This window comes from Halalkalibacter sp. HAAS-P013 (assembly GCF_056619925.1).
This window is the reverse complement of sequence record NZ_JBWQTU010000001.1, coordinates 690,165-710,329: the sequence shown is the minus strand read 5'-3', so window position 1 is coordinate 710,329 and position 20,165 is coordinate 690,165. Positions and strand designations below refer to the sequence as shown.

Sequence of the window (20,165 nt, the reverse complement as noted above, 5' to 3'; positions counted from 1 at the left end):
CATGACAACAAAAAAACGCGTAGTCCGGGCAAAAACAGGTGTAGAAAGAGAATGTAAAGGTTGGGAGCAAGAAGCTGTATTACGTATGCTCTACAATAACTTGGACCCTGAAGTCGCAGAAAAACCAGAAGATTTAATCGTTTATGGAGGTATCGGGAAAGCGGCTCGAAATTGGGAGTCGTTTGATGCGATCGTGCGTTCTTTAAAAAAGCTTGAAGCAGATGAAACGTTGTTAATTCAATCTGGGAAACCTGTAGGAATGTTTAAAACGCATCCGGCCGCACCGAGAGTGTTATTGTCAAATTCAGTCTTAGTACCGAAGTGGGCCAATTGGGGTCATTTCAACAAACTTGAAAAAGATGGGTTGATGATGTACGGACAAATGACAGCAGGTAGCTGGATTTATATTGGCACGCAAGGAATTTTACAAGGGACCTATGAAACATTTGCCGAGATTGGCAGAAGACATTTTTCTAATAGTTTGAAAGGCACAGTAACATTAACAGCAGGTCTTGGCGGCATGGGCGGGGCACAACCTTTAGCGGTGACAATGAATGATGGAGTTGTTATAGCAGTAGATGTAGATGCAGAGCGTATTCAAAAGCGAATCGATACGAAATATTGTGACCAGATAACTTATTCGTTAGATGAAGCACTTGAATGGGCACAAGAAGCAAAGGAAAATGGTGAGCCTCTATCAATCGGTTTAGTTGGAAATGCATCAGCTATTCATCATGAAATCATTGAGCGCAATATTCATATTGACATTGTCACAGACCAAACATCAGCTCATGATCCACTAAATGGTTATGTTCCTGAAGGCTTCACCCTAGAAGAAGCTAAGCAGCTTCGTGAAAACGAACCAACTAGATATGTAAAACTAGCAAATGAAAGCATGAGAAAGCATGTGGAAGCGATGGTCACGTTGCAAAAAAGAGGCTCGATTGTATTTGATTATGGAAACAATATACGTCAAGTTGCAAAAGATGGAGGGTTTGAAGAAGCTTTTAGCTTCCCTGGCTTTGTTCCGGCCTATATCCGTCCTCTTTTCTGTGAAGGAAAAGGTCCTTTCCGTTGGGTAGCATTATCAGGTGATCCTGAAGATATTTATCGTACAGATGCGTTGATTAAAGAGCTATTCCCTGAGAATGAAGCCCTTTGTCGCTGGATTGGTATGGCTCAAGAAAAAGTCGCGTTTCAAGGTCTACCATCTCGTATTTGTTGGTTAGGTTACGGGGAGCGGAAAAAGATGGGGCTTGCAATCAATGAGCTCGTAAGAAAAGGAGAGTTAAAAGCACCAGTTGTTATTGGGCGTGATCACTTAGATTGTGGCTCTGTTGCTTCACCAAATCGTGAAACAGAAGCGATGTTAGATGGAAGTGATGCAGTAGGAGATTGGGCGATCTTAAATGCATTAGTCAATACATCTGCGGGTGCGAGCTGGGTATCGGTTCATCATGGTGGCGGAGTTGGAATGGGGTATTCGCTTCACGCGGGAATGGTTGTCGTTGCTGATGGTACGGAACTAGCAAAAGAGCGATTGGAACGTGTTTTGACAACTGATCCTGGTATGGGTGTCATTCGTCATGCAGATGCAGGGTATGAACTTGCAAAAGATGTCGCGAAGGAGAAGGATGTCGTTATTCCAATGAGCGAAAAAGAGTAATAAAAAGGAGGGAAACGTATGAAACAACATGTAGATTTACTACTTAAAAATATTGGGCAGTTACTAACGATGGAATCAGTTGGTCCAAAAGTAGGGAAAGACATGCAAGAGCTAGTTGTGCTTGAAGATGCTGTTGTCGGGATCACAAATGGCAAGGTTGCTTTTATTGGTGAGAGAGAGTCAGAAGGTGAAATTCAAGCTGCTGAAGTCATTGATTGTCAAGGAAAGCTCGTATCTCCAGGTTTGGTTGACCCGCATACACATGTTGTGTTTGGAGGTTCGCGTGAACATGAAATGGCATTAAAACAGAAAGGAGTTCCTTATCTTGACATTTTAAAACAAGGAGGGGGAATTCTTTCAACAGTTGAGCGTACTCGTGAAGCGACAGAAGATCATTTATTTGAAAAGGCAAGCTTTCACCTTGATCGGATGTTGTCATATGGGGTAACAACAGCTGAGATAAAAAGTGGCTATGGCTTAGATGTGGAGACAGAGTTGAAGCAATTGAAGGTGGCTAAACGGCTTCAGCAAAATCATCCGGTTGATCTTGTTTCGACGTTTTTAGGAGCACATGCCATACCTCATGAATATAAGGACGATCCGCAAGCCTTTTTAGATGAGATGGTAGGCATGCTGGATTTGATTAAAATTGAGAAGCTTGCTGAATTTGTTGATATTTTTACAGAGACAGGTGTGTTCACGGTAGAACAGTCTCGGGATTATTTAACGAGGGCACATGAAAAAGGATTTGGTTTGAAAATTCACGCTGACGAAATTCATCCTTTAGGTGGAACGGAGCTAGCGACTGATTTAGGGGCTATTTCAGCAGATCATCTCGTTGGGGCATCGGATGAGGGGATTAAAAAATTGGCTGAATCTGGAACAATAGCAGTACTGTTACCAGGAACAACCTTCTATCTAGGAAAAGAAACATTCGCACGGGCGCGAAAAATGATTGACGAGGGAGTGATAGTTGCATTAGCCACCGATTTTAATCCTGGTAGCTCTCCTACAGAAAACATTCAATTGATTATGACATTTGCTGCGCTAAAGCTGAAAATGTCTCCTGAAGAAATCTGGAATGCGATGACCGTCAATGCTGCTTATGCGATCGGGCGTGGTGAGCAAGCAGGTCAAGTGGTCATAGGACGCGAGGCAGATCTTGTCATCTGGGATGCTCCAAATTATCAATATCTTCCGTATCATTATGGAGTAAACCATGTAAATACCGTGATTAAGAGTGGTCAAATTGTTTCAAGAAGGAGGGAGATCAGTGAAACTATTTCCTTATCTCCAAAAAGCTAACACATCATTTATAGATCGTGAAGTAACAAAGATAGGCGATCTAATGAAAGAGTGGGACGGTGAAACGATCAGAGGGGTTGGGCTAATTGGAGCCCCCCTCTCCAAATCATCCATTAGTCACTCTGGAGCATGCTTTGCACCAGGTACGATCCGAAAAGCATTGTCAGGGTATTCAACCTATTCAATAGAGGAAAACATTGATTTAGCAAAGTGGATCATTCAAGACATAGGTGATATTTCGATACATGTGACAGATGTTCTTCAGTCTCAGAATCGCATTTATGAAACGGTTCAAAAATTGTTGAAAGAGAATTCATCATGGCTTCCCATTGTGTTAGGAGGAGATAATTCTATCAGCTATCCAAGCATTAAAGGGTTCAAGGAAGCAAAAGGGGAAGTCGGAGTTATTCAGTTTGATGCTCATCATGACGTCAGAAATTTGGAGGATGGGGGACCGAGTAATGGCACCCCGTTTCGAAGTTTACTTGAAACAAAAACGATTAAAGGCACCAACTTGGTTCAAGTAGGTATTCGTGATTTTTCAAATAGTAAACCATATCATGATTATGTAAACAAGCATGGTGTAACTGTAAATACGATGAAAGACGTACGTCAGACGAGTATAAAAGAGGTGATGGAAGCATCGTTAAAAAAGCTGGAACAGTCGGTTGATGCGATTTATGTTTCGGTTGATGTCGATGTAATTGACCAAGCACAAGCACCAGGTTGTCCGGCGATTGGACCAGGTGGAATGGATGCAGTTGACCTTTTTGAAGCGATCTCATATTTAGGAGAACATCCTATCGTTAAAGGGCTAGAAATTGTTGAAGTAGATCCGACGGTAGACTTCCGCGATATGACAAGTAGGGTAGCTGCTCATGTCATACTAAACTTTTTAAAGGGAAAAACAAAGAGGGGGATTAACGTTTGATTAATGCTGTACTCATATCTGTTATTGTAATGGTTGTTCTAAGTCTTCTTCGAGTAAATGTTGTATTGGCCATTCTTTTTGCTGCATTAACAGCTGGGATAGCCTCGGGTCTACCGGTAACAGATACAGTTGATATGCTCGTATCAGGTATGGGCGGTCAAGCAAATACGGCACTCAGTTACATTTTACTTGGGGCATTTGCAGTCATGATCGGTTATTCTGGTATTACTGGCTTTTTAGTAAGACATTTAGTCAATGCGTTAAAAGGGAAAAAAGCATTTTTATTACTGACAATTGCTGGTGTCGCTTGTTTATCCCAAAATGTCGTACCAGTTCATATTGCTTTTATTCCTATATTAATTCCTCCACTTCTTCAGTTATTTGATAAGATGAAGCTCGATCGCAGGGCTGTTGCCACTTCATTAACATTTGGTTTAAAGGCACCATACATCATGATTCCAGCGGGATATGGATTAATCTTTCACGGCATTATCGCAGATGAAATGACATCAAATGGAATGCCGATTAACATCATGCAAATTCCGATGGCGATGCTCTTACCGGGGCTGGGTATGATCATAGGTTTGTTAATCGCTATTTTCTTTACTTATCGGAAAGATCGAGTCGTAAATGCAGATTCTAATCACCATTCGGAAATTGCTGCGACTGTAGATGATGGATTAACTTTTTCTAGGAAGCATCTATTTACGATGATTGCTATAGTTAGTGCTCTTGCTGTTCAACTCCTTTTTAGTTCTTTAGAGTTGGGAGCACTTACAGGAATTGTCATTATGTTTTCGTTACGGGTTGTGCCATTTAAAGAAGGGGATTGGGTCGTCAATGATGGGATAAAAATGATGGGGATGATTGCTTTTGTCATGTTAATTGCTTCTGGGTATGCGACGATTCTAAAAGATACCGGAGCAGTCGACAGCTTAGTTGAGTCAGCGACCAGTTTTCTTGGTGGGAGCATGTTCTTTGCTGCAGTGATCATGTTGTTTGTAGGGATGCTGATTACAATGGGAATTGGTTCATCATTTGGCACACTTCCGATATTAGCAGCATTGTTTGTCCCGCTATGCGCGGCAATTGGATTTTCTCCTTTGGCAACAGCTGCGTTAATTGGAACAGCCGGTGCGATTGGGGATGCAGGTTCTCCAGCTTCTGATAGTACTCTTGGACCGACAGCAGGTTTAAATTCAGATGGCAAGCACAACCATATTTGGGATACATGTGTACCGACCTTCTTACACTTTAATATCCCTCTACTTATTTTTGGTTTGTTAGCAGCTTTGATTCTTTAATAATATGGAGAAAGGGTGTGATCTTGTGATTGCACTCTTTTTAGTTATTAAGTGGAGTGAAAAAAGAACTGATAGGGAAACTAAGTGTGAAAGGAGGGAATAGCATGACAAATATTATTGACGGTATGGATGCAGCTAGGTTTCAATCTGCCAATCATCCTGATGGAAAGAAACGTGAAAAGAACCTCAAGGAAGAAGAGAAAAAAATGCCTACCGTTTTACGAAACTTAAAGAACGGATCATGAAGATTTGATGAAAAAGGACCACACTTTAGAGTAATGTGGTCCTTTTTTATTAACTACTAGCGTTATGGTTCTGATTATGAGTTACATTACGTTGAATGCCTGAATTTGAATAGCTTTGAACCATTTTTTGCAGGTCTTTATGTGCCTCTCGTAATTCTAACGTTGCGTCAATAATTCTTTGAAACCCTTCCAAATCTTTATCTGACGCATTTAACAGCGATTTTGTCATGCCTTCGGCGATTTGTTGCAGGCTTAAGTCTCTGTTCACAACAACGACCACCTTTCTTTTCATTTTGTTGGATTTTTTTCTTCTTACTATTTTTTGATTGAATGAGCATTTTCCTGCAAAAACTTCTCTACATTTATCAGCAGATTGACGTAAATGTAAACAAATAACGAGTGAATGTCCTATATGTATTCAATTTGCGAATATGTGTTTAGTTAAAATATGTTTTGCAAGCTCATACATTTAATAGTTTACGCTATTATATTCGTAATTGGAAGGAAGTCGCTGTTTTCTCATTTTATTTGAGAAAATTATAGTTTTTTTAATAAATTTGTAATCTATTATTTTCTTTTAGTAAAGTAAGAGGATTAAAAATGGGTAATTGTGTTAGAATTGATAGATAATTCAAGTTTAACAAGTGGGTGGTCGTGTGGAGGAAAAACAACAACCGATTTTATCTCTCGAAGATGTAACGATGTCATTTAATAACAAAATGGTATTGCGGGCGATAAATTTAGAAGTTTATAACGGACAAATCATTGGTTACATAGGGCCAAATGGAGCAGGGAAAAGTACAACGGTGAAAATTATGCTCGGTTTAATTAAAGGTTATCATGGAAAAGTTACGATTTTTGGTAATGATATATCGACTGGAAAAGTAGATTATAAGAGGAAAATTGGCTATGTTCCAGAGACGGCTGAATTGTATGATAACTTAACAGCATGTGAATATTTATCATTTGTAGGTGAATTATACGATGTTCCTCCTGAACAAGTAGAGAGCAAAGCTAGAAGGTTAATGGCGAAGTTTGGCTTAGAGGAGGTCTATCATTCAAGGTTATCATCTTTTTCCAAAGGAATGAGACAAAAAGTACTACTTATTTCTAGCTTATTACATAACCCTGATTTATTATTTCTTGATGAACCGTTAAGTGGACTAGATGCTAATAGTGTCATGGTTTTTAAAGAAATTTTAGCACAGCTAGCAGCACAAGGAAAAACGATATTCTATTCTTCTCACATTATGGAAGTAGTCGAGAAAATCAGTAATCGAATCATCCTCCTATCAGAAGGGCAAATTATTGCAGATGGAAGCTTTAAACAATTAAAGGAACAAAATACGGAAGGGACATTGGAACAAATCTTTAATCAATTAACTGGGTTCCATCAACATCAAGAAATAGCAGAGGATTTTGTCTCTATTGTTCAAGAGGTGTAGGATGGAAAACTTTCAAACTCTTAAGCTACTAGATTATTTTAGAAAGCCATTTGAGAAATTGGGCGTAGATTACAGCATCATGAGGCGAATTTTGCAAGTGAAATTAACGATGGATAAAAGAAGAGTTCCGACGATTTTTACTCAATCAAACACAAAAAAAGAAGGAAATCAATTTCTTAAGTCTTTATGGCTTTATGCCCTATTTGGCCTTGCCTTCATCCCTTTTATTCTTCTTGGCGATAATTATTTGTTTCAAATGAGCATTGTCTTTGCGATTGCGATGTTTATTATTATGACGTCTATGATTTCAGATTTTTCGTCAGTCCTCTTAGATGTACGGGACAAAACAATTCTGCAAACAAAGCCTGTTAATCAAAAGACAATTAGTGCGTCGAAATTTATGCATGTTCTCATTTATTTATTTTTTTTAACAGGTTCGATTATGACCATTCCTTTGCTCGTTTCGTTGTTTGTAAAAGGGATTATATTTTTTCTCATTTTTCTGATTGAAATCATTTTTGTTAATTTGCTGATTATTGTCATAACAGCTTTGCTGTATTTGTTTACCTTACGCTTCTTTGATGGCGAGAAATTAATGGACCTTATAAATTATGTTCAAATTATGCTATCACTTGCTACGATCGTCGGGTATCAATTAGTGATCCGTTCCTTTGAGTTTATGAATGTTGATATTCACGTTACTCTGAATTGGTGGCATTTTTTCCTACCACCGCTGTGGTACGCAGCTCCATTTGAATGGGTATTAAATGGAAATGCAGCCGTGTATATCATGATTTATACGGTTTTAGCATTTCTAGGACCGGTTATTGCCGTTGCTTTCTACATTAAGTTAATGCCAGTATTTGAAAGAAATCTTCAAAAGCTCACGGCGCAAAGTGCGGGTAAATCAAGTGGACGTAAAGAGAGTTTCATAGGAAAGTGGATTTGTCGTAGCAATGAAGAAAGAACGTTTTTCCGTTTTGCTAATCTGATGATGAAACAGGAAAGAGAGTTTAAATTGAAGGTATATCCTTCTTTAGGTCTCGCATTAGCTCTCCCTATATTGCTTTTTTATAATGAGTTTCGCTATCGTTCTATGGAAGATATCGCATCAAGCCAATATTATTTGGCGATCTATATTTGCCTATTAATCGTTCCGACTATTATCATGATGCTGAAATATTCGGGAACGTATAAAGGGGCTTGGATCTATCAAACAGCACCAATTGAACACACAGCGCCAATTTTTAAAGGAACATTAAAAGCTTTTCTAGTTAAATTATTTCTTCCTGTATATATTCTGCAAAGTTTGATATTTGGGGTTATTTTTACAGTAGCGATCATTCCGCATTTAGTTGCTGTTTTATTAAGCTCTTTTCTGTATACAGTCTTGTGTTTCTTATCTCTAAAGAAGGCTTTGCCGTTTTCTGAATCTTTTACAGCAGGACAACAAGGTGAGGGCTTTACTATTTTTGTTTTGCTGCTATTAATTGGTCCTCTCATTGGACTCCATTATGTAAGTTCAATGGTTTCTTTTGGGGTTTATTATTACATCGCTGTTTTGTTACTTGCTAACTATTTTCTGTGGAGCGATCGTACTTTTAAAAGAGTAAAGATACGCTTTAATGATTAAGATAAAAACGAGGAGAGACGGGTGCTTTTGGTGAGCAAGCGTCTCTTTTTTTATTTGAACAAAGCATTAGTTTCTAAATTGCCCCTTTTCATGCACAAATTACGATGTTATAGTGTATATATAGATATACACAGTATAACAGTGAGGAGTTGTGAAGGTATGAGTGTTATTGAATTATTATGGGCATATATTCTAGTCTTTATTTTATCTGCTGTTCCTTTTCTTGAAGGGTATGCCGTTGTTCCTCTTGCCATTATCGCTGGTTTAGCGACAGTACCAGTTGTCATTTTAGGTTTACTTGGAAACATCGTAACGGTCTTTCTTGTCATCGTTTTTGTCAATAAAATTAAAGCTTGGCGCAAGAAGAAAAAGGGTGAAGAGGAAGGCCAAGTGGATAGCAAGCGCTCCATTCGTGCACAAAAAATTTGGAACAAATATGGGTTACCAGGATTATCAATCATTGGCCCGTTATTTGTAGGAAGTCATGTAACGGCATTTATGAGCGTGTCTTTAGGCGCCACTAAAAAGAAAGCTTTTGTTTGGATGACGGCTAGTATTACGATTTGGACGGTTGTATTTGTCATCTTGGCTCATTTAGGAATTGATTTGTTAGGTCATCAAGATGGTGGAGTATCGAATCGGTTCTTTAATTAAGGGAGGAATGGAGTATGTTAAATCAAGCATTTTGGCTTGTGAAAAAAGATTTAAGATACAATTGGAGAGGTCTTGTATTTACGTTCATTGCAGTTGTCTTCTTTGGATTGTTTACAACCATTTTTCTAGAACAAGCAGCTAGAACTTTGTTTGGCGATGGTGTGATGTATTATAACCATGTCGTGCTTGATATCTTTTTTGTTGCGATATTGCCTTCATTAGCAGCCATTTTCATGTCAGGTCCTTATTTATCATTTCAAACGATTAAAGACGATCCATTTACAAAAAGAATGGCTTTTTTGAGAACATTGCCGATTCCAGTTGAGTTAATAGCGTTAAGTCGAACGCTATTGATGTTGATCACTTTATTTATGATGTCTTTTGCTTTTTATGGAACGATTTTGACTCAACTACCTAATAGTTTTTATTCCTATTTAACAATGAATGAACTATTTATATTTATCCTTGTCTGGTTTGGATATTCTTTGGCACTTGGTGGAATGAACCCATTTATAGAGTACGGAACAAGCGGAAAAATATTGCATCTCTTACCATTTGTTTGGATTGCAATAATGATTGGTCTATTTATCGGATTTCGTTTAGTCGTAGGTCATAGCATTGTTGAATGGAGTCTTCTATTAGTGAAAGATTATGGCTGGATTATTGCTATTATTTCGATTGCTGTAGGTGTCGTTGGATGTTTTTTATGGCATAAATTGCTTACGTATCGTTTGGAAAAAAGAGATTATTTGTAATGGAAAGGAGGAAGGTCGATGAAGCTACCGATACGAGTTTCTGAAGAAAGCAGAGAACCTATTTATCATCAAATTGAAATACAAGTGAAATCACTCATTGTAGGCGGACAGCTTCCACCTGGTACACCGCTTCCTTCCATTCGGGTCCTTTCCAATGATTTACAATGTAGTGTGATTACAACAAGACGGGCTTATCAAAATTTAGAAAGCAATGGATTTATTAAGACTGTCCAGGGGAAAGGAACCTTTGTAAAAGAGATTGAAACAATCAAAATGGAAGAAACAAAACAAAAAGTTGTCATCGATGCTTTTGTGAAAGCGATTGAACAGGCTCAGCAAGTTGGATGTTCAAGTGAGGATATCCGACGTATTTTTAAAGAAGTGATGGAAAACAAGATGAACGGGGGAAGACTATGACCAGCTCTTTACTAAAGACAAACACATTAACCAAAAAATATAAGAAATTTACACTAGGTCCAATTGATTTGAAAGTCGAGACAGGAACAGCAGTTGCTATTGTAGGGGCAAATGGTTCTGGGAAAAGTACGTTCTTTCGCTTGCTTATGAATTTGATTCAACCCAATAATGGTTCTGTGCATGTATTTAATCACACGTATGAAGAAAATGAAGCGGAAATAAAGAAACAAATCGGTTATGCTGGAGAATTATTAGAGCCATTCGGTCATTTGACGATCCGTGAGCTTGCTACCTTCGTTTCTTTTTGGTATCCAAACTGGGACCGAAAATATTTTCATTATCTAATAAAAAGGTACCAAATTGATGATAATAAGAAGTATGCCAAATGTTCAAAAGGGATGAAAAAGAAAATAGAGTTTATCCTCTCGCTTACTCATCATCCAACATTGCTTATTTTAGATGAACCATCAACTGGTGTAGATATTATTTCTCAAAAGAAGATGAAAGAGGATTTGATTCAGTTTATGGAGGACGGTAACAGGAGTGTAATACTAGCAACTCATTCTATAGATGAGGTAAAGTCAATTTGTGATTGGATAACCGTTTTTCATGAAGGAAAAATCATTCAGGCTTTTGATAAAGATGAGATTTTTGAAAAATGGGGAAGAATATGGGTATCGGAGGTAACGGATAAAATTAGGGAACATCCAAATGTAATCGAAGTTAGCTCTAACCCAGTACAAATTGTTACAAATAATTTACGAAAACTTGAAATCGAATTGCAAAATGAACATATACAAATGACACATGTACAAAGGTTAACGCTAGAAGAAGGACTTGAGTATTTAATAGGTACTGAATTAACTGCAGATTAAATAAATGTAGGTACAAAAACCTTGATAGGTGATGACGATGGCTTATAAAAGAACCGTTTTGCTCGGCATATTGCTTTCTATGATCTTAAGTACGTACAGCTCGTCATACAACCAATTGCTGTATGAAGCTGATTACCAATTTTCCGAAACAATTGAAATGTCAATTAGTGAAGGAGGGCTTAATCCGCCTTCTTTTCAATCGGTAATTACTAGACTGTGGAACAGTCGTTTGATAGAAAGTAGTGCAATCCATTCGAACTACATTACGCAATTATTTCAATCACCAATTCCATCGGAGAAGCGGCTTTTTAATTTAATGACGGTGAAATTTCAAAGCACCTTTTTCTCTTCGTTGATTAGAAGTTAAATCAACGAAGAAAGAGGTGAAACCCATGCTGAAGAAAAAAGTCATTCATCCAGATTTAAAAGAACCGATTGGTGGCTTATTTGTAGGACTTGTTATGATGCTCATCGTATTTTTGATTGCCCATTTTGTATTTGGATTAGAATTTTTTTCATGAAAAAGATAAAGGGGGTGTCTCAAAAGGTCAAAAACATACCTTTTGAAACACCCCTTTACTATTAGTCTTGAGGACGAGTCCCTGGCTCCATCCCCGACTCAGATGCTGTCATTACAGGTTTAACGGTTAGATCTGATTGAACTCGAATTTGACAGGAAAGGCGAATGTTTTCTTCTCTAAATCCTTTAGCATCAAGAATTTTTGCTTCTGCCTCCTCAACTGGACCAGCATCTCCTTCAAGGATTTCAACACGACAGGTAGTACATTTTGCGTTTCCGCCGCAGCGATGCAGAATATCAACATCATTATCTTCTAAGGCAAGTACTAATTTTGTTCCTTCTTCAACTTGGAAAGAACCTTTTCCTTCTACTTGAATCTTTGGCATAACTATCTCCTCCTAAGGATTGTGGGACTTCAATGAAAACATTACCATAATTTGGACTAAATGTGTAATTTGTCTAATTTGCAGTGAGTTCCATGATCAAGGTAATTTGTCTGAGACTAAAAGATAAAGCTCGAAACAATTAATATATTTATAGTATAATGGGTGTTGGTGAATAATGGATTAGTTCAATATCATTTGGACTGATAATGACACAATTTAGATATAGTTGAAAGTGAGTGTTCATAATGGGGCGTAAGTGGAACAATATCAAAGAAAAAAAAGCGTCAAAGGATGCAAATACGAGTCGTATTTATGCTAAATTTGGACGTGAAATTTATGTAGTAGCTAAGCAAGGCGAACCAGATCCTGAATCAAACCGCGCGTTAAAAGTTGTACTTGAGCGTGCAAAAACGTACAGTGTACCAAAGGCAATTATTGATCGTGCCATTGAAAAAGCTAAAGGTGGTTCAGAAGAAAATTACGATGAGCTGCGTTATGAGGGTTTTGGACCAAACGGATCTATGGTCATTGTTGATGCTTTGACTAATAATGTTAACCGTACAGCGGCAGAAGTACGTTCTGCTTTTAAAAAGAATGGTGGAAACATGGGAGTTAGTGGTTCTGTGTCATTTATGTTTGATGCGACTGCAGTTATTGGCCTTGAAGGGAAATCAGAAGAGGAAGTACTTGAATTATTGCTCGAAGCAGATGTCGACGTTCGTGATATTATTGCAGAAGACGATTCGATTATTGTGTACGCTGAACCAGATCAATTCCATGAGGTGCAAGAAGCTTGTAAAATTGCGGGAATAGAGGATTTTACAGTTGCGGAACTAACGATGCTTGCACAAAATGATGTATCATTACCCGCTGATGCGAAGGAACAATTTGAAAAGTTAATTGACGCATTAGAAGATTTAGAAGATGTTCAGCAAGTGTATCATAATGTAGATCTAGGAGAGTAATGTTTCAACAGGCCTTTTAGGGACTACTTATTAGCACGTATAAAGCCAACAAGAGGGTGTACTCTTGTTGGCTTTATACGTGCTAATAGTGAGAAATTAATCTCGACTAGATCTCTCGTTAAGTACATCTTTTTGAAATTTTCTCAAGCGTTTCATCGTTAATCGCCAGTCACGCTGTTCACGCTTTTTCTTCCTTCTGAGCATAATTTTCAGCTCTTTTTTCCGAGAGTCTTCATGATTCATCACCAAACACACTCCTTTTTTTGTAGTAGCAAGGCGACTACGAAAGATACGTATGTCGAATATTGCCTGGACTATGCCTCGTAATTTGCATTTTCTTGGATAAGATGACATATATATTGCGTTTTACTTTCTTGCTTGTTGCGTACCATATAAGCAAACTCTTTAGCAGGAGGATGTAGAAATGGAAGAAAATTGTTTTTATTGTGGTGATGAAGTAAGTGATCGGTATAGCCATGGGGTGTTTATCCATCAAAACGAGCATGCCGACAAAACTCTTTGTCAAGATTGTTACAAAGAGTGGCTTGAAGGGACAAAGGAGTAAATTAAGTAAGCCTGAACTGGAAGAGTTCAGGTCTTATTTTAGTGGATACGGCGAGTGAAGTAGTAGTTACAAATGAAATACATTTCTCATGATTACTCATGGTTTTCCGGTTCTGTGATATCGAGGTCAATGTAGTCTTTTTGATCATTTTGTTGTTCTACTCGTGGTTCAAGAACATTTGTAATGAAAGAGTATGTGCTATCTATATCATTTAAGGTTTTTTCCGTGAAAACTTCTTTTGTATCTGGATCAAACACTTCAGCTGTAAAGTTCCGTTCTTCTTCGTTATAGTAAAGCTTTACTCCATCTCCAAATTCCTCGGGAGGCCTTGGATGTACAAAGATTTCATACTCGTTTTGATTAGCTGTTATGTTTTTAATTTTTTGCAGAATTTCCATTTTGTCCATCTTTTTTCTCCTTTATTGTGTGATTGCTTGTAGCTTGTACCTTTTCTAAAAGTAGCATTCATCGAGGCTACTGAAAAAGGTACGGTTTTGACCTTTTTCAGTGGCCTTTAAGCAATGAGCGGAACCGTTGCTTTGTCTTAAAGCCTGCTATGAGTGGTTTTCTCATAGCAGGCGCGCAACGTGTGGAGCCATTGCCGCTTCCTCGAATCCGCTAAAAAGGACTTTTTCAGCGGACTCCATTCATCGGCTTTCTTTTCTTTGTTTCCTGTAAGTGTATATAGTATGATAAAACACGATAGAAATTGGTCATAGTAGAGAGGGATTAGGTTGTTATGAATCATTATACAGTTGGAATGGCTGGTCATATTGACCATGGGAAGACAACGTTAACAAAAGCATTAACGAATATAGATACGGACCGTTTAAAGGAAGAAAAAGAGCGGAGTATCTCAATTGAGTTAGGCTATGCTCCTTTGAAATTAAACGAAGAAATGGAAGTGTCTCTTATTGATGTACCAGGGCACGAACGCTTTATTAGACAAATGATAGCGGGAGTAGCTGGAATAGATTTGGTGATGCTTGTTGTTGCTGCGGATGAAGGGATTATGCCTCAAACGCGTGAACATATAGATATTTTGCGCTTGCTCGGAATAGAAAAGGGGATCATTGTTGTAACGAAAATTGAGAATGTTGATGACGAGATGAGAGAGATTGTGGAACTGGATATACGGGAAGCGATAGAAGGTACTTTTTTAGAAGAAAGCCAGCTCTTTTTCGTAGATAGTCTTCGTTCTATTGGGATTGAAGATTTAAAGAAAGGAATAGTAAGTGAACTAGAAGGAAGATCAAGTCGTGATGTAAGTGGCGCGTTTCGCTTACCGATTGATCAAGTCTTTACAATTCATGGACAAGGAACCGTTGTAAGAGGCACTGTCTATGAAGGGATCGTGAACGAAGGGGATGTCCTAGATCTATTACCAAAGCGGATTCCAGTTCGAGCTAGACAATTACAAATACATCATCAAGCTCGAAAAAGTGGACGAGCTGGCCAACGTGTGGCTGTTAATGTCGGCGGCATTTCAAAGGATGAGATTAAACGAGGCGATGTTCTAGTTGCAAGTGGACATTATGAGACAACCTATACGATCGATGTTGGTCTCACAACAGTTGCAAAGCTAATGTATCCTCTAAAGCAAAGAGGAGCAATCAAACTACATATTGGTACGGCTGAAGTATACGGTAAGATTGTCTTTTTTGATCGAAATGAATTAGCAGAAGGCAATGAAAAAATAATGTGTCAAATTCGGTTGGATGAGCCAATCGTTACAAGAAGAGGGGATCGGTTTATTTTGCGACGGCCGACACCAATGGAAACGATTGGTGGAGGAACTGTAATTGACCCTCATGGAGCGAAATATCGCTTCGGTGAAGAGACGGTTCAAATGCTGGAACAAAAAATGGACGCAACACCTATTGAGCGATTGGAGCAACTTCTGCTAGATAAAAAATTGCTACCGGTAAAAGATGCTAGTAAAGAAATGAATTTGACAGAAGATGAAATGAAAGAAATGGTTCAACAAGAGGGAAAGACATATCAACTACCGACTGGGGAGATTACGAGTGAGAAAGTCATCCAGTCATTACGGGAGGCTTTTCAAATTGAGTTGGAGCGTTATCATATTGAATTTCCGTTCCGTACGGGGATTAAGAAAGCCGAAATAGTTCAAAGCTATACTCATACGTATCCAAAGCGATTATTGGATTGGTTGCTTGATGAGGGACATAAGCAAGGGTGGTTTGTCATTCAAGGACCATTTGTAGCTATATCTACACATACTCCTCACGCGCCGCGACAGTGGGAAAAACGGGTGGAGCATGTTTTAACAGCAATGAAGAATGAAGGGCTTCAAGTAACGCCAACTTCTGATCATTTAACAGCTCAACAAATACCGAAAGAATTGCATGAAGAAGTGATTCATTATTTTTACCAACAAGAACTTGTATATCAACTTGATGAGAAATTATCGATTCATAGAGAGCCTTTTAGAGAGGCTGTCGCTAAACTAGGAGAAGAGACAGATGACATTTTTGCCTTAAAAGAAGCCAAAGAGTCAACTGGATTATCACGTAAGTACTTAGTACCCTTTTTAGAAAAGCTAGATAAGCTCGGTTTGACGATTAGACAAGATCAAGAACGGAAATGGAGGGAGACTGAAGTTGAAAATTGGCTCGGTGACAAATCCTGAAATTATTCTATTCACTCCGTATTTTAAACAAAATCGTGGAAACTCTACAACGGCAAGACGTTTCGTAAAAGGGTTGAAGCAGTGGGGTGTAAGTGTTCGAGTCTTTGCTTATGAAGAAGAAGAGTGGAATTCAGATTGGGATTCTTCCTTCTTGGAGGCAGATATATATCATGTTATTCATTTGAAACGGTTTTCCCAATGGTTAAAAAAGTATCCACATCTGCATTTAAGTAAACCCTATATATTAACCTCTGGTGGAACGGATGTTAATGAGGATTTAAAGAACCCAGATGCTGTTAAATTAATGGTATCAGTAGCAGATGAGTCTTGTGGAATTACGGTCTTTAGTGAAGAAGGCAAAAATAAAATTATTCAAACGTATCCGGACTTAGCTGATCGCATCTATGTTATTCCACAAAGTGTAGATTTTCCAAAGGATGAGATGCAGGGCCCTAAGCCTGACATTTCTATCGGGTATCCAAAGTTTCTGCTGCCGGCAGGGTTACGGCCGGTTAAGGACGTCCTGTATGTAGCAGGTGAGTTGAAAAGATTGCGTCATAGGTGGCCTGAACTCACCTTTACAATTATAGGTCCAGTTCTTGATGACGGTGTATATCAAAAAGTACTGGAATTTGAAAAAAAGCATGAATGGTTTCGTTTTATAAAAGAAGTTCCGCTTGAACAAATGAAAGCTGTTTATCAATCTTGTGATTTTGTCTTAAATACATCCATTTCAGAAGGTCAGTCCTCAGCTGTACTTGAGGCGATGGCTATAGGAAAGCCTGTTGTAGCAAGAATGAATTCAGGAAATGCAAGTGTCATTTCTGATGGGGAAACAGGGGTGTTGTTTGAATCGCCTGAACAATTTCATAAAAAAGTACAAGAATTACTGACTTCTGAACGAAAGCAAAATAAAATCATTGAAAATGCAATCTTGTATATTGAAGAGCAGCATTCATTGGAAAAAGAAATGGAGCAATTTTTAGAAGTGTACGAGCATTGTTTAGCAAATGCTTATGTGTAAGGGTTATTTCTTTACAAAATCGGCTCTAAAATGGTAAATTCCTTCAGTAGATTAAATAAAAAGGTGGAGAAAAGATGAAGAAATGGATGATGACATTAGGGATGGCACTTGCATTAACTGCATGCGGAGCCGCAGACGATCCTGATGAAGTAGTACAATCACCGACTGTTGATGAACCTGGAGAAGAGGCTCCAGCAGCAGAAAATGACGATAGTGTATTCGAAATTGCTGTAATTCCTTCACAGTCAATGGGAGAAATGCAAACAGGACTTGATAATTTAGAAACTCATTTGACGGAACAACTAGGAAGAGAAGTCGTAGTAGAACAATACCCGAATTATAACGCTGTTGTTGAAGCGATTAATTATAACCATATTGATTTAGCTTTCTTAGGTCCGTTGACGTATTTAATTGCCCATGAGCAAAGCGGAGCGCAAGCGATCATTACTCAGGAAGTAGATGGAAGTCCCTATTACTATTCATACATCATTACTCAAAACGATCGAGAATGGGATGATTTAGATGATATGCTTGAGGACCGTGCGGATGTTGATTTTGCGTTTGCAAGTATCTCTTCTACATCAGGCCACTTAATTCCGGGCCTTCACCTACGCCAACTTGGTTTTTATGAAAGTGAAGATGATCATGAATTTAAGCAAATCCAATTTGCTGGATCTCATGATATTGTAACAACTCTTGTTCAAGATCAAACGGTCGATGCTGGTGCAGTAGATAGTGCGATCTTAGAAGCATTAATGAAAGAGGATGACCAAAACGGTGGAACAATGCGTGAAGACATTAAGGTTATCTGGCAATCGGAAGAACTATATCAGTACCCTTGGGTTGTCCCAGCTGGTATGAGTGATGAATTAATTGCAGAAGTACAAGAAGCTTTTTATGAAATTGCTGATGAAGAAATCCTCCGAATTTTCGGTGGTGCGACACGCTTTGTTGAAGCAGATGACAGTCAATATGCAGATGTGTTAGAAGCAGCTCGTGAATTCGAAATGCTTTCATTAGATTAGGAGCCTTTATACGATGGTTTGGTTTCGTAGGCGCTACATCATTTATCTGATCTTGATTATAGTTGCTCTTTGGTGGAGCATGGATATGACAGGGTTTGAATGGAGAAAGCTTACGCAAATCGGAAATATTTATCACATGGTGACCACTCGTTTTTTTCCGATTGAGTGGTCCCTTTTTCCGAGAATGGCGTATCACAGTCTTGTTACATTAGCTATAGCTTTTTTAGGGACGTTTTTAGCACTGATTGTAGCTTTGCCACTTAGCTTTTTGGCAGCAAAAAACACAAGTGGGTCTGTAGGGATGTATAGCACTATCCGTGGTGCATTAAGTGCATTAAGGTCTATTCCAGAGATTGTATTTGGTCTGATCTTTGTTTCGGCATTTGGGCTCGGACCATTTGCGGCTGTATTAGCAATTATTTTGCATAATATTGGTGTTTTAGGGAAATTAATTTCTGAATTGATTGAAGCAGCAGATTCTGGACCTCAAGAAGCCATGCGTTCAGTAGGGGCAACAAAATGGGTCGGACATTTATTTTCAATTTTGCCGCAAATATGGCCGAATGTATTGTCTCAATATTTTTATCGTTTTGAAGTAGCCATTCGGACGTCTCTAATCCTTGGGTTCATTGGAGGGGGCGGTATTGGTCAGCAGCTCTTTAATCATTTCCAAAGCTTCTACTACACAGCAGTAGCTCTAGATATCGTACTCATTATGATTATGGTTATCATAGTGGACTTCATCGGCGGCCGAATTAGAGCAAGAGTTATATAGAGTTCATTCAAAAAGGCGGTTTTCCTTTTTGAATGAACTCGAAGCGATGAGTGGAGCCATCGCAGCATGTTCGCACAATTACGAACAAGGTGAATTCCCTGAAAAGAAAATGAAGGATAGTAAAGTCATTCAAAAAGGCGGTTTTCCTTTTTGAATGAACTCTAGAGGAGGGGGCATTATGCTTACAATTGCAGATTTAGTTGTGCGTTATCCTAAAACAGATGAGAATGCCCTTGACCATGTCAATTTGACGTTTGAGAAGGGAGAATTTGTTTGTATCCTTGGTAAAAGTGGTGCAGGTAAGTCAACATTTATTCGTACAATAAATCGTTTGCAGTCGGCAACTACAGGGCAAATTACGTGGGAAGGGACGAACTTGACAAACCTCTCGGAAGGAAAGATGAGAAGGGTTCGCTCAGATATGGTTATGATCTTCCAGCACTTTAATTTAATTCCGAGAATGACTGTTTTGCAAAATACGTTAACAGGTTCTTTTGGAAAGCGACCACCATATAAAAATATTCTCGGGCTTTTTTCTGAACAGGAACAAAAGCGAGCATTAGAGGCATTAAAAGAAGTGGGATTGGAAAAGCATGTTCATAAGCGGGTGGAGGCACTAAGTGGAGGACAGAAACAGCGAGTAGGGATTGCAAGAGCCTTGCTACAAGATCCCAAGATTCTATTAGGAGATGAGCCTGTTGCTAGTTTGGATCCTACAACATCACGGAAGATTTTTGAACTGTTAAAACGAATTCATGAAGAACGTGAATTACTTTCCATTATTAATATCCATGATGTCAATTTGGCTAAAGAGTTTGCTACAAGAATTGTCGCTTTTCGTGATGGTCAATTAATTTTTGATGGAAAACCAAATGAGGTTGACGACCATATTTTTTCTGAAGTCTACCAATAATTCTTTCTTGTTAATCTTAAAGAACCCTCTGTTGTGATAGAGGGTTCTTTGTACGTTCAAAAATCCGATTTTAGGTCTGAGGTCACTTGCGGAATTTCTATTTACCAAA

General features: G+C 38.5%; 25 protein-coding genes. 21 read left to right on the top strand and 4 right to left on the bottom strand.

Annotation, left to right across the window (positions count from 1 at the left end):
* Position 1 precedes the first annotated feature (1 nt).
* From hutU to AC1FXP_RS03750, 5 genes are all read left to right on the top strand, one after another.
* Complete coding sequence (gene hutU / locus AC1FXP_RS03770) at positions 2 to 1,666, top strand: urocanate hydratase (RefSeq protein ID WP_480058842.1); 1,665 nt, start codon at positions 2 to 4, stop codon at positions 1,664 to 1,666.
* 18 nt (positions 1,667 to 1,684) lie between these two features.
* Positions 1,685 to 2,971, top strand: coding sequence for an imidazolonepropionase (hutI, locus tag AC1FXP_RS03765; protein WP_480058841.1), 1,287 nt, complete (start codon positions 1,685 to 1,687; stop codon positions 2,969 to 2,971).
* Complete coding sequence (hutG, locus tag AC1FXP_RS03760) at positions 2,940 to 3,902, top strand: formimidoylglutamase (protein WP_480058840.1); 963 nt, start codon at positions 2,940 to 2,942, stop codon at positions 3,900 to 3,902. The genes hutI and hutG overlap by 32 nt, the downstream gene beginning before the upstream one ends.
* Before the next feature lie 29 nt (positions 3,903 to 3,931).
* Positions 3,932 to 5,206: a Na+/H+ antiporter family protein gene (locus AC1FXP_RS03755; RefSeq protein WP_480058890.1), complete on the top strand. Its 1,275-nt coding sequence runs from the start codon at positions 3,932 to 3,934 to the stop codon at positions 5,204 to 5,206.
* 104 nt (positions 5,207 to 5,310) lie between these two features.
* Positions 5,311 to 5,451: a hypothetical protein gene (locus tag AC1FXP_RS03750; RefSeq protein WP_480058839.1), complete on the top strand. Its 141-nt coding sequence runs from the start codon at positions 5,311 to 5,313 to the stop codon at positions 5,449 to 5,451.
* Between the two features lie 49 nt (positions 5,452 to 5,500).
* Here AC1FXP_RS03750 and AC1FXP_RS03745 read toward each other — a convergent pair whose 3' ends face one another.
* Complete coding sequence (locus tag AC1FXP_RS03745; RefSeq protein WP_480058838.1) at positions 5,501 to 5,719, bottom strand: hypothetical protein; 219 nt, start codon at positions 5,717 to 5,719, stop codon at positions 5,501 to 5,503.
* Between the two features lie 433 nt (positions 5,720 to 6,152).
* On the opposite strand from AC1FXP_RS03745, the gene AC1FXP_RS03740 reads away from it, so the two are divergent.
* The 8 genes from AC1FXP_RS03740 (at position 6,153) to AC1FXP_RS03705 (ending at position 11,751) form a co-directional block, all read left to right on the top strand.
* On the top strand, positions 6,153 to 6,896 hold the full coding sequence (locus tag AC1FXP_RS03740; protein WP_480058889.1) for an ABC transporter ATP-binding protein: 744 nt from the start codon (positions 6,153 to 6,155) through the stop codon (positions 6,894 to 6,896).
* Position 6,897: 1 nt separating this feature from the next.
* The gene (locus AC1FXP_RS03735; RefSeq protein ID WP_480058837.1) at positions 6,898 to 8,529 is read left to right on the top strand and encodes a hypothetical protein; all 1,632 of its coding nucleotides are present in this window, start codon (positions 6,898 to 6,900) and stop codon (positions 8,527 to 8,529) included.
* Positions 8,530 to 8,688: 159 nt separating this feature from the next.
* Positions 8,689 to 9,183, top strand: a complete 495-nt coding sequence (locus AC1FXP_RS03730) for a small multi-drug export protein (protein ID WP_480058836.1) — start codon at positions 8,689 to 8,691, stop codon at positions 9,181 to 9,183.
* A gap of 14 nt (positions 9,184 to 9,197) precedes the next feature.
* Positions 9,198 to 9,938, top strand: coding sequence for a hypothetical protein (locus AC1FXP_RS03725; RefSeq protein ID WP_480058835.1), 741 nt, complete (start codon positions 9,198 to 9,200; stop codon positions 9,936 to 9,938).
* A gap of 18 nt (positions 9,939 to 9,956) precedes the next feature.
* Positions 9,957 to 10,355, top strand: a complete 399-nt coding sequence (locus AC1FXP_RS03720) for a GntR family transcriptional regulator (RefSeq protein WP_480058834.1) — start codon at positions 9,957 to 9,959, stop codon at positions 10,353 to 10,355.
* Complete coding sequence (locus AC1FXP_RS03715) at positions 10,352 to 11,230, top strand: ABC transporter ATP-binding protein (RefSeq protein WP_480058833.1); 879 nt, start codon at positions 10,352 to 10,354, stop codon at positions 11,228 to 11,230. The genes AC1FXP_RS03720 and AC1FXP_RS03715 overlap by 4 nt, the downstream gene beginning before the upstream one ends.
* 37 nt (positions 11,231 to 11,267) lie before the next feature.
* Entirely contained in the window at positions 11,268 to 11,597 is a 330-nt protein-coding gene (locus AC1FXP_RS03710) for a hypothetical protein (RefSeq protein ID WP_480058832.1), read from the top strand.
* Between the two features lie 25 nt (positions 11,598 to 11,622).
* Positions 11,623 to 11,751, top strand: a complete 129-nt coding sequence (locus tag AC1FXP_RS03705; RefSeq protein WP_480058831.1) for a hypothetical protein — start codon at positions 11,623 to 11,625, stop codon at positions 11,749 to 11,751.
* A gap of 61 nt (positions 11,752 to 11,812) precedes the next feature.
* Here AC1FXP_RS03705 and AC1FXP_RS03700 read toward each other — a convergent pair whose 3' ends face one another.
* Complete coding sequence (locus AC1FXP_RS03700) at positions 11,813 to 12,136, bottom strand: 2Fe-2S iron-sulfur cluster-binding protein (protein WP_480058830.1); 324 nt, start codon at positions 12,134 to 12,136, stop codon at positions 11,813 to 11,815.
* A 245-nt stretch (positions 12,137 to 12,381) separates the two neighbouring features.
* On the opposite strand from AC1FXP_RS03700, the gene AC1FXP_RS03695 reads away from it, so the two are divergent.
* Complete coding sequence (locus AC1FXP_RS03695; RefSeq protein WP_480058829.1) at positions 12,382 to 13,101, top strand: YebC/PmpR family DNA-binding transcriptional regulator; 720 nt, start codon at positions 12,382 to 12,384, stop codon at positions 13,099 to 13,101.
* 96 nt (positions 13,102 to 13,197) lie between these two features.
* On the opposite strand, the gene AC1FXP_RS03690 is transcribed toward AC1FXP_RS03695, so the two are convergent.
* Complete coding sequence (locus tag AC1FXP_RS03690) at positions 13,198 to 13,347, bottom strand: hypothetical protein (protein ID WP_332632066.1); 150 nt, start codon at positions 13,345 to 13,347, stop codon at positions 13,198 to 13,200.
* A 178-nt stretch (positions 13,348 to 13,525) separates the two neighbouring features.
* Here AC1FXP_RS03690 and AC1FXP_RS03685 point away from each other — a divergent pair, with 178 nt between their 5' ends.
* The gene (locus AC1FXP_RS03685) at positions 13,526 to 13,666 is read left to right on the top strand and encodes a hypothetical protein (protein ID WP_480058828.1); all 141 of its coding nucleotides are present in this window, start codon (positions 13,526 to 13,528) and stop codon (positions 13,664 to 13,666) included.
* Between the two features lie 92 nt (positions 13,667 to 13,758).
* On the opposite strand, the gene AC1FXP_RS03680 is transcribed toward AC1FXP_RS03685, so the two are convergent.
* Positions 13,759 to 14,073, bottom strand: coding sequence for a hypothetical protein (locus AC1FXP_RS03680; RefSeq protein WP_480058827.1), 315 nt, complete (start codon positions 14,071 to 14,073; stop codon positions 13,759 to 13,761).
* A 332-nt stretch (positions 14,074 to 14,405) separates the two neighbouring features.
* Here AC1FXP_RS03680 and selB point away from each other — a divergent pair, with 332 nt between their 5' ends.
* From selB to phnC, 6 genes are all read left to right on the top strand, one after another.
* Complete coding sequence (selB, locus tag AC1FXP_RS03675; RefSeq protein WP_480058826.1) at positions 14,406 to 16,319, top strand: selenocysteine-specific translation elongation factor; 1,914 nt, start codon at positions 14,406 to 14,408, stop codon at positions 16,317 to 16,319.
* Positions 16,291 to 17,343, top strand: a complete 1,053-nt coding sequence (locus AC1FXP_RS03670; protein ID WP_480058825.1) for a glycosyltransferase — start codon at positions 16,291 to 16,293, stop codon at positions 17,341 to 17,343. Before selB ends, AC1FXP_RS03670 begins: the two co-directional genes overlap by 29 nt.
* Before the next feature lie 74 nt (positions 17,344 to 17,417).
* On the top strand, positions 17,418 to 18,368 hold the full coding sequence (gene phnD, locus AC1FXP_RS03665) for a phosphate/phosphite/phosphonate ABC transporter substrate-binding protein (protein ID WP_480058824.1): 951 nt from the start codon (positions 17,418 to 17,420) through the stop codon (positions 18,366 to 18,368).
* Positions 18,369 to 18,381: 13 nt separating this feature from the next.
* Positions 18,382 to 19,143 (top strand): phosphonate ABC transporter, permease protein PhnE, encoded by a 762-nt coding sequence (gene phnE / locus AC1FXP_RS03660; RefSeq protein WP_480058823.1) that lies wholly within the window; start codon positions 18,382 to 18,384, stop codon positions 19,141 to 19,143.
* Between the two features lie 28 nt (positions 19,144 to 19,171).
* Positions 19,172 to 19,297 carry a hypothetical protein gene (locus AC1FXP_RS03655; protein WP_480058822.1) on the top strand — a complete coding sequence of 42 codons (126 nt, stop codon included), beginning with the start codon at positions 19,172 to 19,174 and terminating at the stop codon, positions 19,295 to 19,297.
* Positions 19,298 to 19,321: 24 nt separating this feature from the next.
* On the top strand, positions 19,322 to 20,056 hold the full coding sequence (gene phnC, locus AC1FXP_RS03650) for a phosphonate ABC transporter ATP-binding protein (RefSeq protein WP_480058821.1): 735 nt from the start codon (positions 19,322 to 19,324) through the stop codon (positions 20,054 to 20,056).
* Positions 20,057 to 20,165 lie beyond the last annotated feature (109 nt).

Coding starts and splice junctions, on each gene's coding strand:
- AC1FXP_RS03705 (WP_480058831.1), top strand. CDS start 11,623: ATGCTGAAGAAAAAAGTCATTCATCCAGATTTAAAAGAACCGATTGGT.
- AC1FXP_RS03685 (WP_480058828.1), top strand. CDS start 13,526: ATGGAAGAAAATTGTTTTTATTGTGGTGATGAAGTAAGTGATCGGTAT.
- AC1FXP_RS03695 (WP_480058829.1), top strand. CDS start 12,382: ATGGGGCGTAAGTGGAACAATATCAAAGAAAAAAAAGCGTCAAAGGAT.
- AC1FXP_RS03700 (WP_480058830.1), bottom strand. CDS start 12,136: ATGCCAAAGATTCAAGTAGAAGGAAAAGGTTCTTTCCAAGTTGAAGAA.
- AC1FXP_RS03715 (WP_480058833.1), top strand. CDS start 10,352: ATGACCAGCTCTTTACTAAAGACAAACACATTAACCAAAAAATATAAG.
- hutU (WP_480058842.1), top strand. CDS start 2: ATGACAACAAAAAAACGCGTAGTCCGGGCAAAAACAGGTGTAGAAAGA.
- AC1FXP_RS03750 (WP_480058839.1), top strand. CDS start 5,311: ATGACAAATATTATTGACGGTATGGATGCAGCTAGGTTTCAATCTGCC.
- AC1FXP_RS03725 (WP_480058835.1), top strand. CDS start 9,198: ATGTTAAATCAAGCATTTTGGCTTGTGAAAAAAGATTTAAGATACAAT.
- AC1FXP_RS03740 (WP_480058889.1), top strand. CDS start 6,153: ATGTCATTTAATAACAAAATGGTATTGCGGGCGATAAATTTAGAAGTT.
- AC1FXP_RS03755 (WP_480058890.1), top strand. CDS start 3,932: ATGGTTGTTCTAAGTCTTCTTCGAGTAAATGTTGTATTGGCCATTCTT.
- AC1FXP_RS03680 (WP_480058827.1), bottom strand. CDS start 14,073: ATGGACAAAATGGAAATTCTGCAAAAAATTAAAAACATAACAGCTAAT.
- AC1FXP_RS03735 (WP_480058837.1), top strand. CDS start 6,898: ATGGAAAACTTTCAAACTCTTAAGCTACTAGATTATTTTAGAAAGCCA.
- selB (WP_480058826.1), top strand. CDS start 14,406: ATGAATCATTATACAGTTGGAATGGCTGGTCATATTGACCATGGGAAG.
- AC1FXP_RS03710 (WP_480058832.1), top strand. CDS start 11,268: ATGGCTTATAAAAGAACCGTTTTGCTCGGCATATTGCTTTCTATGATC.
- phnC (WP_480058821.1), top strand. CDS start 19,322: ATGCTTACAATTGCAGATTTAGTTGTGCGTTATCCTAAAACAGATGAG.
- AC1FXP_RS03730 (WP_480058836.1), top strand. CDS start 8,689: ATGAGTGTTATTGAATTATTATGGGCATATATTCTAGTCTTTATTTTA.
- hutI (WP_480058841.1), top strand. CDS start 1,685: ATGAAACAACATGTAGATTTACTACTTAAAAATATTGGGCAGTTACTA.
- phnE (WP_480058823.1), top strand. CDS start 18,382: ATGGTTTGGTTTCGTAGGCGCTACATCATTTATCTGATCTTGATTATA.
- phnD (WP_480058824.1), top strand. CDS start 17,418: ATGAAGAAATGGATGATGACATTAGGGATGGCACTTGCATTAACTGCA.
- AC1FXP_RS03720 (WP_480058834.1), top strand. CDS start 9,957: ATGAAGCTACCGATACGAGTTTCTGAAGAAAGCAGAGAACCTATTTAT.